Here is a 14,185-nt window from a genome sequence, read left to right on the forward strand (position 1 = left end):
TCTCCAGCCGTGCCCCGCACCAGGAATCACGCCACCGCCGACGAGGCGGATTCGGCACCCCGCACGCTCACCCCCGCGGAGCGGATCGCCCCCAGCCGACAGGACCCGCTGGTGGGCGCGGCGACGAGACCGGTCGGCGGCCCGGTCGGCGAGCACGCCGCGGTGGGCAGGCAGTGGTTCTGGTCGCCGCAGCGGGTCGGGCTCGCGATGGCGGTGCTCGCGCTGGTGGTGTGCTGGTTCGGCAAGGCGTCCTGCATCCAGCAGTACACCGACTCGAACGGCGTGAACCAGCTCGACTGGCGTTCGGGCCGCCCGTTCGTCGCGATGTGCTACTCCGACATCGTCCCGCTGTACAGCTCGGAAAAGCTCGACAATCCGCAGACCTTCCCGTATGCCACGTCCTGGCAGGAGGACTCGCAGACCCGGTACATGGAGTACCCGGTGGTCACCGGCCTGTTCCAGTGGGTCAACGCGAAACTCGCGGCAGGCTGGACGACGGTCGCGAACGCAGGCTGGCTACCCGGCGCGCTACCGGTGGCGATCTACTTCAACATCTCCGCATTCTGGCTCGCGCTGGCGTGGCTGGTCACCGTGTGGGCGACCGGCCGCACCACGAAACGCCGCCCGTGGGACGCGGTGCTCGTCGCGATCTCCCCACTGGTGCTGGTACACACGTTCACGAACTTCGACGCCCTCGCCACCGCCTGCACGGCGGCCGGAATCCTGGCGTGGTCCCGAAAACGCCCGGAAGTCGCGGGTGTCCTGTTCGGACTCGGCGTCGCGACGAAGCTGTACCCGTTGCTGTTGCTGGGAGTGCTGTTCCTGCTGTGCCTGAGAGCGGGAAAACTGCGCGAGTGGAGCCGTACCGCGCTCTTCACCGTGCTCGCCTGGGCAGTGGTGAACGTCCCGTTCATGATCATGGCGACCCGCGGCTGGTGGGAATTCTTCCGCCTGAACACCCTGCGCCCGATGGACCCGGATTCGCTCTACAACGTGGTCGCCCACACCACCGGCTGGGCAGGCTTCGACGGCATGCTCCAAAAAGGACAGTCACCGACCGCCCTCAACATCGTGGTGGCGCTACTGTTCCTGATCTGCTTCGCCGGAATCGCGTACATCGCCCTCACCGCCCCGCGCCGCCCGCGATTCGGGCAGCTGGCCTTCCTGGTGGTGGCGGCATTCCTGCTGACGAACAAGGTCTGGAGCCCGCAGTACTCGCTCTGGCTGGTCCCGCTGGCAGTACTGGCAATCCCGCGCTGGCGGCTGCTACTGGGCTGGATGGTCCTGGACGCACTCGTCTGGGTGCCACGAATGTTCTACTACCTTGGCGTCGACCACAAAGGACTCCCGGAGAGCTGGTTCCTGGGCACAGTCGTGGTACGCGACCTGGCCGTAGCCGCCCTGTGCGTACTGGTGATCCGCGAAATCTACCGCCCCCACACCGACCTGGTCCGCCTAACCGGCGACGACGATCCCACCGGCGGCGCACTGGACCGCACCCGCGACCACCTCAAACTCCCAAACTTCCGCCGCCGTCACCCCACCCCCACCCCAGCAAGTCCGTGAAGGGAACCTTCACGGAATCTGATTCCCTCATGGTTCCCTTCACAGCCTTCCCCCGGCACCCCACCCAAGCCGCACCCGCGCACCCACCGGGACCCAGGCACCCAGACCCGGCCCTGCACCCCGATACGAAGCCAAAAACACGTGCGGAGGGTGGTTGTCAAGGCATCTTTCCCGCCTTGACAACCACCCTCCGCACGTAGTCACAATCCAGCTTCGGGGTGCCCCCACGCAACAGTTCCCTCAAGCAACCTCAAGCAACACTCTTGCGTAAAAACGCGATATCCCCAGCCTGCCCCTCCGAAGGCGTCTCCACCACCACCGGCGCCCCAGCCGCCCGGACCACCTCCGCCAGCAACTCCGGCTCAATCGTCCCGTCCCCATCGACCACCGACGCATGCCGATCCCGATTGGACCCGAACTCGTCCCGAGAGTTGTTGCAGTGCACCAAATCGATCCGCCCGGTGATGGCCAAGACCTTCTCCACCGCAGTACCGAGATCCCACCCGGCCGCATACGCATGACACGTATCAAGGCAGAACCCGGCCCCGAACTCACCGACCTTGTCCCACAACCGGGCGATCACCTCGAGCTCACGGGTCATCGCATTGTCCCCACCCGCGGTGTTCTCGATCAGAATCGGAACCGCAAACCCGCCCTTCTCCGCCTCCCGCTCGAAGAGCTTGCGCCAGTTGGCCAATCCCTCCTCGACGTCGTCGGTCGCACCGACGTGCCCGCCGTGCACGATGAGGCCTTTCGCCCCGATCGCGGCCGCACCGTCGGCGTGCTGGGTGACGTTCTTGCGGGACGGAATACGGATGCGGTTGTTCTTCGACGCGACATTGATCAGGTACGGCGCATGGATGAACACGTCCACCGGCGCGGCGGCGATCTCCGCGCCGTGCGGATGCGGTTTCGGAGCCTTCCACCCCTGCGGGTCGGACAGGAAGAACTGGACGACGTCGGCTTCTCGCTCGGCGACGGCGGCCAGCGGATCGTCGTCGCGGACATGGGCGCCAATCTGCATGCCCTGACGCTACCCCCGGCGCAACCGCCCCCTTCCGCCCGAGCTGGTGACGCTCGTGGAGTACCGTGAGCGCGTTCCGTGATCCAGTCGGGCCTGGGAGGGGCGAATGCGGAAACACGCTGGCCGGATGACCGCACTCGCAGCTGCGCTCGCAGCACCCGTGCTGTCGGCAGCCCTCGCGTTCCCGGGTACGGCACAGGCCGACCCGAGCCCCACGCTCAACGGCGACTGCGCGGCGACCCTGCAGAACGGCAAGTCCGGGCAGGGCCTAGCGCTCGACGCCGGTGCCCCGCTCAACGCGCCGAACCGGCTCACCGTCGGCCTCGATTCCAAGGCACAGCAGACCGACGGCAAGAGCCCGCTCTTCACGCTCCCGGTCGGCGACACTGCCCGCACGCTGGGCGTCGGCGAGACCCCGGTGGTCGGCGACGCAGCCGCGAACACCGTGTGCCCGGTCGCGCAGAACACCGCGAACGGCGTCGGCAACACCACGCAGCAGCTGGTCGGCGACGCGGCGAAGGTCGTACCCCCGCCGGACAACCCTGCCCCGAAGCCGAACCCGCCGTCGCCCGGTCCCGGACCGGGTGGGCCCGGCGGGCCGGGACGGCCTGGGCAGCCGGGTCCGGGCGGCATCATCCTCGAGCCGGTGACCTCGGGCGGCTCCGTCGGCGGACTGTCCGGCCTCGACTCGATCTCCGGCATCTTCACCGGTGCTGCCATGCTGCCGGCGAGCTTCGTGCAGGCGCCGGTGGTCACCACGATCATCCCGGGCCAGCTGCCGCAGGACCAGCCGCCCACGGTCGACGCGAAGAAGTCCGGTACCGCGGAAGCGCTGCCCACCGCGAACCCGCCCGCGCGGCTGCCGCTGCTCATTGCGGTGCTCGCGCTCGCCATTGTCGCCGCGGCGCTGGTCCGCGCGTGGCTGCGGCGCAACCCCGCCTGACCCTGACTCTGCGTGACGCCCGCTTCCACCCGAATGCCTGACCTCGGGAACGAGGCGGGCGTCACTCGTCTTCGTTACCGTCGTTGTCCTTGAGAGCAGCGGGAGCGGCGGAAGGGTCGACGGCCATGCAGCATCGGACACGGAGGGCAACTGCGGTCAGCGCAGCGGCCTTCGTCTTGGCCGGTTCGGCCGCCCTCGCCGCACCCGGCACCGCCGCCGCGGACACGCTCACCACGCCGTGCGGCTCCACGATCACCGCCAAACCGGGCGACCACGTCAAAGGCACCACGCCGCTGCTCGGCCTGCCGCTTGACCTCGGCGTGGTCGGCCAGGTTTCCGGCGTGCTCACCGGCACCATCAACGCGCTGCTCGGCACGGTCTGCAAGGTCACGGTGAACGTGGTGAACACCGCCGTTTCCCCGGTCCCGGTGGTCGGTGCGCCGGTGGCGAGCGCGGTCAACGGCGTTGTCGAAGGCGGCACGAGCGCAGTGCAGCAGGGCGTCGGGGCGGCCGGTCAGGCACTCGGCGGCCCGGCGAAGGAAAGCCCGGCGCCGAACCCGCAGCAACCGCCGTCCGGAGGTTCGGGCGGCAGCCCGCAGCAGGGTGGCGACCCCGCCGGGCAGACCCCGATGCCGGGCTCCACCAGCCCGGTGCTCACCGGCGGCGGGGGCGGCGCGCCGTTCGCGGCGTTCCTGCCCAACTTCGGCAACCTGTCGTACGGCTTCGGCACCGGGTACGCGCCGATGCGCGACTACAGCGGCATCCCGATGGCGATGGCCGGTCTGTTCAGCCCGTCGCCCGCCTTGCGTTACGGCAGCCAGATCCCGGGTTACGCGCCGCAGTACGGCCTCGCGAACCCGGCCGGATCGGCCGGTGGCGATTCGACGATCCAGAATGCCGGGCAGGCGCAGGCGTTACCGAACTCCGGGGGTAACCACACGAACGGGTTGGACTGGCCCGTGCTGGTGGCAGTTTTAGCACTCTCCGGAGTCAGCGCGGGCCTGGTCCGCACCTGGGTACTCCGCCGAATGGCCGCTGCGACTTAGGCCAACTCACCAGTATCTTTGCCGGGGTCCACTCGTTATTCCTGTCGCAATGGCTCACGCCCGCGAACCCCGGAGGAATGTGCTCGTGCGGAAAATCCCCACCTGGAAGCGAACCCGTCGAGCACTCACCGTCACCACCCTCGCCGCCCTTGTCACCGGCGGCACGTTCCTCGGCACCGGCACCGCATCGGCGGCCACCACGCTGGCGAACACGTGCACCGGTTCGGTCAGCGGCGGCATGGGCGACACGGTCGCGGTGCCCGGATCGTCGGTGAAGGAAATGGTCCGCCAGGCCGCGCAGGAGCAGGTCAACCTCTTCAACTTCCTTACCGTGCAACCGAACCGGCTGGCCGACGCGATCACGGCCAAGCCGCCGCTCACCGTCGGCAAGATCCCGAGCTCGGCAGGCGGGAACATCGGCGGGGACCTGATCGGCGCGGTGGTCGCCGACAACCTGCGGGACGCGCCGGGCCTCGGCCTGCTGCCGGACACCCAGCAGCACGTGCTGAGCGCGATCCGCAACGAGGTCACCTCGTCGTGCGGGCTCACCACGCTGGCGAACAACTACGAGGCGCCCTCGTCGCCCTCGTCATCGTCGCCCACCAGCGGCGAAACACCCAGCTCCACGGCACCGACCAGTGGCAGCCCGCTCGGCAACTACCAGCCGGGCACCACCGGAACCGCGCCGCCGCGCGACTACAGCGGCATCCCGATGGCGAGCCCGGGCACGCCCGGCACCGCGATCGCGCCCGGCATCCGTTACCCGGCTGGTGGCGCACTGCCCGGCTCCGGCACGCTGCCGCAGGTTTCCGGACCGGACCCGCAGGGCGCCGGTCCGGACATCCGCAACGCGGGCAACGCCGAAGCGCTGGCCAGCCGGGGCAGCACCACGGACGTGCAATTGCCGATGCTGCTCGCGGTGATCGTGCTGGCCGGGGTCACCGCCGGACTGGTGCGCACCTGGGTGCTGCGCCGCGCGGCCTGACCCGCTGCACGGGGCTGTCGGCCCCGCCGGGTACGCTTACCTGGACAAACCCTCCTGTCACGGATCCGCCGTGGCCGCAGAGCCCATAGGAGGTGAGTGGTTGTGTCACGCCATTACGAGGTAATGGTCATCCTGGACCCCACGCTCGACGAGCGGACGGTCGCGCCCACGCTGGACAACTTCCTCAACGTGATCCGCACTTCGGGCGGAAGCGTCGAGAAGGTCGACGTCTGGGGCCGCCGCCGGCTTTCGTACGAGATCAAGAAGCACGCCGAGGGCATCTACGCGCTGCTGGACCTGAACTCGACGGCCGAGGCCGTCAAGGAGCTGGACCGTCAGCTGTCGCTGCAGGAAACCGTCCTGCGCACCAAGGTCATGCGCCGCGAGATCAAGCGCGCCGCGGCCAAGCCCCCCGCGCCCGCCAAGGCCTGATCCGAGCCCGATCCGAAGGGACGCCATCCGTGGCTGGAGACACCGTCATCACCGTGGTCGGGAACCTCACGTCCGACCCGGAGCTGCGCTTCACCCCGTCCGGTGCGGCGGTCGCGAACTTCACCGTCGCGTCCACCCCGCGCACGCTCGATCGCCAGAGCGGCGAGTGGAAGGACGGCGAGGCGCTCTTCCTGCGCTGCAACATCTGGCGGCAGGCGGCGGAAAACGTCGCCGAGTCGCTCACGCGGGGTGCCCGCGTGGTGGTGCAGGGCAGGCTGAAGCAGCGGTCGTTCGAGACCAAGGAAGGCGAGAAGCGCACCGTCGTCGAGCTCGAGGTCGACGAGATCGGCCCCTCGCTGCGGTACGCCACGGCCAAGGTCAACAAGGTCAGCCGCGGCAGCGGCGGCGGTGACTTCGGCGGCGGCGGCGGTTTCAGCGGCGGCGGCTCCGGTGGCGGAGGCGGCAACCGCGGTGGCGGCGCGCCTGCCGATGACCCCTGGGGCTCGGCCCCGCCCGCGGGCGGCGGCGGAGGCGGTTTCTCCGACGAGCCCCCGTTCTGATCTCAGTTTTTCTAGTATTCCAGGAGTAGCACTGTGGCCAAGCCACCCATTCGCAAGCCCAAGAAGAAGGTCTGCGTGTTCTGCAAGGCCGAGAAGAAGGGCCGTCCGGAACTGATCGACTACAAGGACACGAACCTGCTGCGGAAGTACATCTCCGACCGCGGCAAGATCCGTGCCCGTCGCGTCACCGGCAACTGCAGCCAGCACCAGCGCGACATCGCCATCGCGGTGAAGAACTCGCGCGAGATGGCGCTGCTGCCCTACACGTCCACCGCGCGCTGAGAGGAGTCCGAGTCATGGCGAAGATCATTCTCACCACGGACGTGGCGAACCTCGGCGGCCCCGGCGACATCGTCGAGGTCAAGGACGGCTACGCGCGCAACTACCTGCTGCCCCGCGGGTACGCGATCGTGGCCAGCAAGGGCGCGGAGAAGAACGTGCGCACGATCCAGCGCGCACAGGAGTCCCGCCGCATCCGCGACCTCGACCACGCCAAGGAAATCAAGGCGACGCTCGAGGGCCTCGGCGCAATCCAGCTGACGGGCAAAGCCGCAGCCGGCTCGAAGAAGCTGTTCGGCTCCATCACGGCCGCCGAGATCGTCGACGCGATCAAGGCACAGGGCGGCCCGCTGCTCGACAAGCGCATCCTCGACCTGCGCGACCACATCAAGACGGTCGGCAAGCACTCGGTCAAGGCCCGCCTGCACCCGGACGTGAAGGTGGACGTCCGCCTCGAGGTGAAGGCAACCGCCGTCTGAGGCTGTCGTTTCGAAGCATGTTTCGAAGCGCCCCTGGGGATTCCCGGGGGCGCTCCTTTCTGTGTGGAGCATTCGGCTGATGACCGTGCGTTACGATCTTGGCCGGTCTTGCTTAGCGGGGGAGCGTTCGATGCACGGAACCGTCCGGATCGCCGCCGGGGTAGCGGTCTTTGCCCTGGTCACCGGGTGCAGCGGAGGCGCTGCACAGCCTTCCCCTGCCGCTTGTTCCGGCCCGGCGAGCAGGCAGGATGCGGCTGGAAATCCTCCGGCAACTCGGTGAACTCCGTCGGCATCACCGTCGTACCGCAGAACACCGGCGGAATCAGCGACATCTACGCCCAAAAAGCACAACAGGCCTACTTCGAACCGGTCAGCATCAACGGCTACCCCGGCGTCTACTCCGCCAAAGCCGACCACCGCGCCGACGGCAACTGCCAGCTGTGGGTCGGCGTCACCGACCAGCTCGCCGTCGCCGTCACGCCCCTCATCAGCACCGGCCAGAACAAAAGCAATCCATGCGGCATCGCGGAGAAGTTCGCGGCCGTCATGATCAAGCACCTCAAGAACGCCTCGTGACCCTCACCTTCGGGAAGAGTGCGCAGCTCGGGAGCCCTCCGGAAGGAACTGAACAGCCAGCGGGAACCAACAGCCGTGCGTTACCATCCAACTTGCTGATCTCGCCGTTTGGGGAGCGAGAAGTAGCCTAAGGGGGTCAACCGGATGTCCGATGTGCCACCGCCCGCGCCGATCATGGTCGGCGGATACGGAACCGCAGGTGGGTACAAGTTCAGCGAGGACGAGGTCGACTCGGTCATCAAGCAGTGGGAAGACCTGCTCGCGAACCTGAACAAGGACCTCAAGGACGCGCGGAACATCGCCGACGTGAAGCGGCCCGCCGACGAGTTCGCCAGCAATGACTTCGTCGACAAGGGCGCGAACCCGTCCGGACAGACCTTGCTCGATCAGCACCAGCGCATGGTCGACTACGTGAACAACTTCATCACCGCACTCAGGGCCGCGAAGAACAAGATCACTGTCGCCGAGCAGGAAGCTCGCGACGCCGCGAACAAGTCTGGAGTCTGAGCAGCTCATGCCGCACCGCACCGTCCGGGTCGCCGCCGCAACCATCGCCGCACTCGGTTTGCTGACCGCGTGCAGTGGTGGCTCGGGTGGTTCAGGTGGCACCAGCCAAACTCCCGCGCCTGCCGCTTCGAGCGGTGCGCCGAGCACCGGATCCGGTCCGAAGGTCCCGGCGCCACTGCCGACCCAGGTCTTGCTCAACGACCCATGCAACGTGCTCACCGCGGCCGAAGCCACAGAGATCGGCCTGGCCTCGCCCGGAGAGAAGACCACCGGCAGCGGCCTGATCGGGTGTCAATGGACTTCGTCTGGCAGCAGGCAGAATTTTGTGGGGATCACGCCGCTTCCGCAGAACACCGGCGGCATCGGGGACATCTACGCCCAGAAGGCGCGGCAGGCCTACTTCCAGCCGACCGCCATCGACGGCTACCCAGGTCTCTTCGCCGACACCCAGGACGGCCGCCCCTCAGGCACCTGCACCCTCTGGGTCGGCGTCACCGACCAGCTGGCCGTGTCGGTCATCCCGGCAATCGGCACCGGCGCGAACAAAAGCAATCCATGCGGCATCGCGGAGAAGTTCGCGGCCGTCATGATCAAGCATCTCAAGGGTGCGGCATGACCGGCAGGCTGCCGGTACCCGGCTCGGAAGGAGTGGCTCATCATGGGGAATGACGCCAACACCGTCGGCAAGGAACTCAAGTACGCGGCCATCGGTGCCGGTACCGGGGCGGCCGTCGGGTCGGTCGTGCCGGTCATCGGGACCGCGGTCGGGGCCGGGGTGGGTGCGGTCGTCGGCGGGCTCGTCGGGTTGTTCAGTGGGGGGCCCGACGCGAAGCTCGCCGAGGCGGACCTCGGGGGGCGCTCGATCGATGCGCGGACCATCTGGGAGAAGATCCACGTCGGCGACAGCTCGTCGCTGCAGGGCGGGGTCACCGCGGCCAACTCGCTCAAGGGCGTGCACGACTCGCGGATCACCGAGATCGACGGTCTCAACAAGAAGATGGACGCCGCCTGGCAGGGGGGTGGCGCCACCGCGGCGCAGGCCGGTGCGCATCCGCTCGGGATCTGGCTGCACGACTCGGTCGGCAACCTCGGCAAGAGCCACACGTACCTGAACACCCAGGTCGACTGCTTCAGCACGGTCAAGACCAAGGTCGCCGAGATCGCGAAGGACCCGCCGCACGCCGGGTTCTGGGACGGGGTCAACCCGCTCAGCGACAAAGACGACGAGATCAACCAGTACAACGAGACCGGCAAGGCGAACGTCCAGGCCTACACCAACTACTTCAACGCCAGCGGGCAGAACGCGAGCCAGCTGCCGCAGTACACCGCCTGGCAGGGCAACAACATCTCCGACCCCGGCGGTCCCGGCAAGTTCGGCGGCGGTCCCGGTGGCAACTTCGGCGGCGGACCAGGCGGCGGTCCCGGTGGCGGCGGCAGCTTCACGCCGCCCAAGACCGACATCCCCAAGTTCGACCCCAACGGGCCCAACACTCCGCCGCACACCAACCTGCCGAACGATCCCCGGCACGGGCTTCCCGACCCGAACACCCAGATCCCGGTCGGGCAGTACCCGAACGACACCACGTCGGCATCGAGCTACGTGCCGCCGTCGGTCGACCCGAGTGCGTTCAACCCGAGCGCCTTCGGACCCGGTGGCAGCGGCAGCGGGTTCGGTCCCGGTGGTGGCGCGGGTTCCGGTGCCGGCGCGGCGGGCTTCGGGCCGGGCGCGTTCGGCGGGGCCGGATTCGGTCCTGGCGGAGCGGGTTCCGGTGCGGCGGCAGGCGGCGCGGGTGCCGGGGCCGGTGGCATGGGCGGCATGCGCGGTGGCGCGGGCGGCGCAGGCGCGGGCAAGGCCGGGGCAGCCGGAATGGGCGGCATGGGCGGTGCCCGTGGCGGTGGCAAGGGCGAGGACGACCAGGAGCACACCACCAAGTACCTGGTGGAAGAGGACGCCAACGAGCTCTTCGGCTCCGACCAGCTGACCGTGCCCCCCGTGATCGGTGAATGAGGCCTTCCGACGTGATCACCCTTGATCGACCGACCAAGTTCACCCTCCCGACGCTGTACAACCTCATCCGGCGCCGGGGCGGGGAGCCCCACCAGGCCATCGCCGACACCCCGACGTTCTTCGACCCGGACGCCGAACGGCGGATGGACCAGCAGGTCAACGAGGCGCTCACCGAGTCCGGCCTGATGGGACCCCGCGGGATGGACCGCGACCTGCTCGCGCTGGTCGAATCCATCTCGCACCCGCAGCTCGAGTACTACGGCTGGTTCGACGGGACCTTCGACGACGGCAGCCCCGGCAACTACTCGGTGCTCGTCGGCAGTGGCAACGGCGGCGGTTTCGGCCTGCTCCGGATCATCGGCGAGAACACCGTCACGGTGTCGCGCCAGCGGCCGGACCTGCTGCTGCAGACGTTCCTCGACCTCATCCCGGCGGGACGGCCGGCGAGCGGGCAGCCGCTCGTCACCAGCCGGAGCGAGTACGAGAGCGGGCGGGCCGCGGGGTCGGAGGACGCGTCGCAGCGGTCGATCATGCAGAGCGGCCAGCGCAACGAACAGCTCTCGCCGCTCAAGGAGATCCAGCGGATCCTCAAGCTGCCGCGCACCGGCGCGGGGGCGCTGTACGTCGCGGCCCGGCCGAACGGCGGGCGACGGCGGCGGATCCCGAAGCCGGTCAACTTCATCGACACCAGCGAGGGCCGCTGGCTGATGGAGGAACGCCCCGGCCAGGACTCGCTGATCGTCTTCACCCCGGGCTCCCCGCAGACGATCTCCGAACGCCTGCGCACCGCTCAAAGCGCGCTCGGCTGAGCGCTCAAGCACTACTCCGGGTGGGGTTCCCGCCGGGCCACCGCGAGGTGACCGGCCGGTGAATCCCACCCGGTTTCGTGTTTGCACGCGGTTAACCTGCGCTTTCCCCGGTCCGGTCACGGAACGCAGTCCCCGGCGACCCGTCCGGCCGTGATTCTCCGTCGTTCAGCCCATCGGGTCGGCGCTCTACCGTCCGTAGCAACCATCCACAGGCAGCCGTGCACCGGCGCGCGCGACACGCCGAAGAACACGTCGGCTGCGACACGCCGGACGAGTTTCCGCGAAGTTCTCCACAGTCTCTACACAGGGTTTGACCTGCAATTTCCCTGAAGCCGATCAGCACTGTCCCCACCTTGTCCACAGGCTGACCGGCACCTGTGATTCGTTGCCCCCAGTCATCCACAGGTTGTCCACAGGACGGTCAACACCCGGAATTGCGCTCGTCCTTCCGGGGGATCTAGCGTGCCCTCTCGCCCAGTACTCACGGTGGCTCCCGGCGTGGCGCTCATCGGCGGCGGGGACGCCGGTCCATCATCGGGAGGGACCGGGCAGACGACTGGGAAAGCCGGGCCGAATCCGGCATACTCGAACAGGTGTTCGCACGAGGGAGGTGTCCGGGGCGGTGGCGGTGACCGACGACCGCGGTCCGATGTACGCGGAGTCCGATCCGGGTCCCAGCGATCCCGGGCCGGGCGGGTTCGACCGTCAGCCACCGCAGGACATCGCGGCGGAGCAGTCGGTGCTCGGCGGCATGCTGCTGTCGAAGGACGCCATCGCCGACGTCATCGAGGCGCTCGGACCCGGCGACTTCTACCGGCCCGCGCACCAGGCGGTGTACGACTGCATCCTCGATCTCTACGGCCGCGGCGAACCGGCCGACCCGATCACCGTGTCCGCCGAGCTGGAACGCCGCGGCGAGCTCGGCCGCGTCGGCGGGGCGCCGTACCTGCACACGCTCATCGCCACCGTGCCCACCGCGGCCAACGCGGGCTACTACGCGGAGATCGTGTCCGAGAAGGCCGTGCTGCGCCGCCTGGTGGAGGCCGGCACGCGCATCGTGCAGTACGGATACGGCGCGGCCGCGGCGGACGGCGCGAACATCGACGAGGTCGTGGACCGCGCACAGGCGGCGATCTACGACGTCACCGAGCGGCGTACGAGCGAGGACTACGTCGCGCTGGAGGACCTGCTCCAGCCGACCATGGACGAGATCGACGCGATCGCCTCGCGCGGCGGCCAGTCGCAGGGCATCCCCACCGGCTTCGCCGATTTCGACGAGCTCACCAACGGCCTGCACCCCGGGCAGATGATCATCGTCGCGGCCCGTCCCGGTGTCGGCAAGTCGACGCTCGGCCTGGACTTCGTCCGCTCCGCATCCATCAAGCACGGGCTCACCAGCGTCATCTTCTCGCTGGAAATGAGCCGCACCGAGATCGTCATGCGCATGCTGTCGGCCGAAGCGAAGATCCGCCTCGCCGACATGCGCGGCGGCAAGATGTCCGACGACGACTGGACGCGCCTCGCCCGCCGGATGAGCGAGGTGTCGGAGGCGCCGCTCTTCGTCGACGACTCGCCGAACATGACGATGATGGAAATCCGCGCGAAGGCCCGCCGGCTCAAGCAGCGGCACGACCTCAAGCTCGTGGTCGTCGACTACCTGCAGCTGATGACGTCCGGCAAGCGCGTCGAATCGCGGCAGCAGGAGGTCTCGGAGTTCTCGCGGCAGCTGAAGCTGCTGGCGAAGGAGATCGAGGTACCGGTGATCGCGATCTCCCAGCTGAACCGTGGTCCGGAACAGCGCACCGACAAGAAACCGATGCTCTCGGACCTGCGTGAATCGGGATCACTGGAGCAGGACGCGGACATCGTCATCTTGATCAACCGCCCGGACGCATGGGAACGCGACGACCCGCGCGCAGGCGAGGCCGACCTGATCCTGGCGAAGCACCGAGCCGGCCCCACGAGCACGATCGTGGTCGCGCACCAGCTGCACTACAGCCGGTTCGCCGACCTCGCCCACGACTAGACGCCCACGATCACGCCCCCCGGCATCGCGACCGAGGGGGCGCGCTTTCGTGCGCCCGGACAACGACGCGCGATTCGCCAGCCGCCCGAACCAGGCGTACTCTGGTAGTTGAACTTTCAAACACATGGAGGCAGCCATGGCGACCCGTACGCCGGTCCTGTACCTCAGCCACGGTGCGCCGCCCCTTGCGGATGATGCGACGTGGACAAGGCAGCTCGCGCGGTGGTCCGCCGGCCTGGCGGAACCGCGGGCGATCCTGGTCGTTTCGGCGCACTGGGAGGAGGCGCCGCTCACCCTCGGTGCCACCACCACGGTGCCGCTGGTCTACGACTTCTGGGGTTTCCCCGAGCACTACTACCAGGTGAAATACGCCGCTCCGGGCGCTCCCGAGCTGGCTGCGCAGGTACGCAAGCTGCTGCATTCCACCGGCACCCCGGTGCACGACGCGCCGGAGCGCGGGCTCGACCACGGCGCGTACGTCCCGCTGGTCGAGATGTATCCCGGCGCCGACATCCCGGTGCTGCAGATCTCCATGCCCTCGCTCGACCCGCAGCAGCTCTACGACCTCGGCCGCAAGCTCGCTCCGCTACGGGACGAGGGCGTGCTGATCATCGGCAGCGGTTTCTTCACCCACAACCTCAGCGCCATGCAGCAGGTCACCGGCACCGACGGCACGCCGCCGCAGTGGTCAGCGGAATTCGACCACTGGGGCGACGAGGTTCTGCAGGCCGGTGACCTCGACGCGCTGCTCGACTTCCAGCACAAGGCACCCGCCGCCGCGCTCGCGCATCCGCGGATCGAGCACTTCGCCCCGCTGTTCGTCTCCCTCGGCGCAAGCACCGCGGAAGGCAAGGGCCGCACGGTGATCGACGGATTCTGGTACGGCCTCGCGAAGCGATCGCTCGAATTCTCCTGACCACACAACGAAACGGGCCCGGAAGCACT

At 68.6% G+C, this 14,185-nt stretch carries 16 protein-coding genes; 15 read left to right on the plus strand and 1 reads right to left on the minus strand.

Annotated features, from left to right (window positions below):
- The first annotated feature begins 9 nt into the window (after window positions 1-9).
- Complete coding sequence (locus OO71_RS20260; protein WP_033291403.1) at window positions 10-1,566, plus strand: glycosyltransferase family 87 protein; 1,557 nt, start codon at window positions 10-12, stop codon at window positions 1,564-1,566.
- A 250-nt stretch (window positions 1,567-1,816) separates the two neighbouring features.
- Here OO71_RS20260 and OO71_RS20265 read toward each other — a convergent pair whose 3' ends face one another.
- Window positions 1,817-2,590, minus strand: a complete 774-nt coding sequence (locus OO71_RS20265) for a deoxyribonuclease IV (RefSeq protein ID WP_033291404.1) — start codon at window positions 2,588-2,590, stop codon at window positions 1,817-1,819.
- A 106-nt stretch (window positions 2,591-2,696) separates the two neighbouring features.
- Here OO71_RS20265 and OO71_RS50935 point away from each other — a divergent pair, with 106 nt between their 5' ends.
- From OO71_RS50935 to OO71_RS20335, 14 genes are all read left to right on the plus strand, one after another.
- On the plus strand, window positions 2,697-3,533 hold the full coding sequence (locus tag OO71_RS50935; protein WP_033291405.1) for a hypothetical protein: 837 nt from the start codon (window positions 2,697-2,699) through the stop codon (window positions 3,531-3,533).
- A gap of 125 nt (window positions 3,534-3,658) precedes the next feature.
- On the plus strand, window positions 3,659-4,579 hold the full coding sequence (locus OO71_RS20275) for a hypothetical protein (RefSeq protein ID WP_033291406.1): 921 nt from the start codon (window positions 3,659-3,661) through the stop codon (window positions 4,577-4,579).
- A gap of 79 nt (window positions 4,580-4,658) precedes the next feature.
- The gene (locus OO71_RS20280) at window positions 4,659-5,564 is read left to right on the plus strand and encodes a hypothetical protein (protein WP_033291407.1); all 906 of its coding nucleotides are present in this window, start codon (window positions 4,659-4,661) and stop codon (window positions 5,562-5,564) included.
- A 102-nt stretch (window positions 5,565-5,666) separates the two neighbouring features.
- Window positions 5,667-5,996: a 30S ribosomal protein S6 gene (gene rpsF, locus OO71_RS20285; RefSeq protein ID WP_211260568.1), complete on the plus strand. Its 330-nt coding sequence runs from the start codon at window positions 5,667-5,669 to the stop codon at window positions 5,994-5,996.
- 29 nt (window positions 5,997-6,025) lie between these two features.
- Entirely contained in the window at window positions 6,026-6,556 is a 531-nt protein-coding gene (locus OO71_RS20290) for a single-stranded DNA-binding protein (protein ID WP_033291409.1), read from the plus strand.
- 33 nt (window positions 6,557-6,589) lie between these two features.
- Window positions 6,590-6,838 carry a 30S ribosomal protein S18 gene (gene rpsR, locus OO71_RS20295; RefSeq protein ID WP_003098744.1) on the plus strand — a complete coding sequence of 83 codons (249 nt, stop codon included), beginning with the start codon at window positions 6,590-6,592 and terminating at the stop codon, window positions 6,836-6,838.
- A 14-nt stretch (window positions 6,839-6,852) separates the two neighbouring features.
- Entirely contained in the window at window positions 6,853-7,314 is a 462-nt protein-coding gene (gene rplI / locus OO71_RS20300; RefSeq protein WP_033291410.1) for a 50S ribosomal protein L9, read from the plus strand.
- Between the two features lie 186 nt (window positions 7,315-7,500).
- On the plus strand, window positions 7,501-7,890 hold the full coding sequence (locus tag OO71_RS20305; protein WP_281178445.1) for a DUF3558 family protein: 390 nt from the start codon (window positions 7,501-7,503) through the stop codon (window positions 7,888-7,890).
- Between the two features lie 144 nt (window positions 7,891-8,034).
- A complete protein-coding gene (locus OO71_RS20310; protein ID WP_245633727.1) occupies window positions 8,035-8,397 on the plus strand; it encodes a hypothetical protein in 363 nt (120 codons plus the stop codon).
- A 7-nt stretch (window positions 8,398-8,404) separates the two neighbouring features.
- The gene (locus tag OO71_RS20315) at window positions 8,405-9,013 is read left to right on the plus strand and encodes a DUF3558 domain-containing protein (RefSeq protein ID WP_033291411.1); all 609 of its coding nucleotides are present in this window, start codon (window positions 8,405-8,407) and stop codon (window positions 9,011-9,013) included.
- 42 nt (window positions 9,014-9,055) lie between these two features.
- Window positions 9,056-10,405 (plus strand): hypothetical protein, encoded by a 1,350-nt coding sequence (locus tag OO71_RS50200; RefSeq protein ID WP_033291412.1) that lies wholly within the window; start codon window positions 9,056-9,058, stop codon window positions 10,403-10,405.
- A complete protein-coding gene (locus tag OO71_RS20325; protein WP_033291413.1) occupies window positions 10,402-11,214 on the plus strand; it encodes an ESX secretion-associated protein EspG in 813 nt (270 codons plus the stop codon). The genes OO71_RS50200 and OO71_RS20325 overlap by 4 nt, the downstream gene beginning before the upstream one ends.
- 622 nt (window positions 11,215-11,836) lie before the next feature.
- Window positions 11,837-13,240 (plus strand): replicative DNA helicase, encoded by a 1,404-nt coding sequence (gene dnaB, locus OO71_RS20330; protein WP_033291507.1) that lies wholly within the window; start codon window positions 11,837-11,839, stop codon window positions 13,238-13,240.
- Between the two features lie 136 nt (window positions 13,241-13,376).
- A complete protein-coding gene (locus OO71_RS20335) occupies window positions 13,377-14,156 on the plus strand; it encodes a dioxygenase family protein (RefSeq protein WP_033291414.1) in 780 nt (259 codons plus the stop codon).
- Window positions 14,157-14,185: the final 29 nt, after the last annotated feature.

This window comes from Amycolatopsis jejuensis (assembly GCF_000717335.1).
Lineage (GTDB): Bacteria > Actinomycetota > Actinomycetes > Mycobacteriales > Pseudonocardiaceae > Amycolatopsis > Amycolatopsis jejuensis.

Bases quoted from the DNA above. Each gene is read 5' to 3' on its own strand.
- OO71_RS20315 (WP_033291411.1), top strand. From the start codon at position 8,405: ATGCCGCACCGCACCGTCCGGGTCGCCGCCGCAACCATCGCCGCACTC.
- OO71_RS20310 (WP_245633727.1), top strand. From the start codon at position 8,035: ATGTCCGATGTGCCACCGCCCGCGCCGATCATGGTCGGCGGATACGGA.
- OO71_RS20335 (WP_033291414.1), top strand. From the start codon at position 13,377: ATGGCGACCCGTACGCCGGTCCTGTACCTCAGCCACGGTGCGCCGCCC.
- OO71_RS50200 (WP_033291412.1), top strand. From the start codon at position 9,056: ATGGGGAATGACGCCAACACCGTCGGCAAGGAACTCAAGTACGCGGCC.
- OO71_RS50935 (WP_033291405.1), top strand. From the start codon at position 2,697: ATGCGGAAACACGCTGGCCGGATGACCGCACTCGCAGCTGCGCTCGCA.
- OO71_RS20275 (WP_033291406.1), top strand. From the start codon at position 3,659: ATGCAGCATCGGACACGGAGGGCAACTGCGGTCAGCGCAGCGGCCTTC.
- rplI (WP_033291410.1), top strand. From the start codon at position 6,853: ATGGCGAAGATCATTCTCACCACGGACGTGGCGAACCTCGGCGGCCCC.
- OO71_RS20325 (WP_033291413.1), top strand. From the start codon at position 10,402: ATGAGGCCTTCCGACGTGATCACCCTTGATCGACCGACCAAGTTCACC.
- OO71_RS20265 (WP_033291404.1), bottom strand. From the start codon at position 2,590: ATGCAGATTGGCGCCCATGTCCGCGACGACGATCCGCTGGCCGCCGTC.